Origin of the sequence: Methyloversatilis sp. (assembly GCF_051861465.1) — a bacterium.
In the GTDB taxonomy this organism is placed as follows: domain Bacteria; phylum Pseudomonadota; class Gammaproteobacteria; order Burkholderiales; family Rhodocyclaceae; genus Methyloversatilis.
In genome coordinates, this window is sequence record NZ_JBHYCQ010000026.1 from 1 (window position 1) to 855 (window position 855).

The 855-nt window shown below is 69.9% G+C and carries 1 protein-coding gene; it reads left to right on the forward strand.

Going from position 1 to position 855, the window contains the following annotated elements; all coding sequences use genetic code 11:
- The coding region (locus ACTIFF_RS17745; RefSeq protein WP_439538029.1) for a leukotoxin LktA family filamentous adhesin at nucleotides 1–855 on the forward strand (855 nt) is incomplete at both ends.

Consider the following 855-nt stretch of genomic DNA (forward strand, 5'->3'; position numbering starts at 1 on the left):
GGCATGGCGAGCCTGCCGCTGCTGATGTCGCCGGCGGCGTGGGCGCAGGCGATCCAGGCCGATGGCCGGACGCTGACGACGGTGAGCACGGCTGGCGCGGTGACGGACATCCGGACCGGCACGATTGCGGGCAATTCGGGTTTCAACTCGTTCAACACCTTCAGCGTCAATGCCGGGCACACGGCGAACCTGCACGTGCCGAGCGGGGCGGTGAATCTGGTGAACATCGTGCGCGACGCGCGCACCGACATCCACGGCACGCTGAACGCGATCCGCGACGGGCGGATCGGCGGCAATGTGTTCTTCGCCAATCCGCACGGCTTTCTGGTGGGTGCGGGCGGCATCGTGAATGTCGGCGCGCTGTCGATGAGCACGCCGACGCAGCGCTTCGCGGACCGCTTCTTCGTCAATGGTCAGCCGGACGCAGGCGCCGTGGGTCAGCTGCTCAATGGCACGGCACCGCTGTCGAGCGCGGCGATCCGCATCGACGGGCGGATCAACGCGGTCGATGGCGTGACGCTGGCGGCGGGCACGGTGAGCGTGGCCGGTTCGGTGCTGACGGGCGCGCGCTTCGAGGGGCGTGCGCCGGACTTCACCGACATCGTGAACACGCAGGGCGTGAGCACGGGCAGCCGGCTGGTCGAGCGTGCGGGGCGCATCTACATCGCGGCGGACGAGGACATCGAAATCGCCGGCACGCTGGATGCGCGCGGCGGCGGCGGCACCGACGGGGGCGACATCGATCTGCGGGCCGGGCGCGACATCCTGGTCGACATCGATGCGATGGTAACGGCGGCGGGCGATGGCGCGGATTCGGACGGCGGGCGCGTGTATTCGATGGCCGAGCGCAACGCG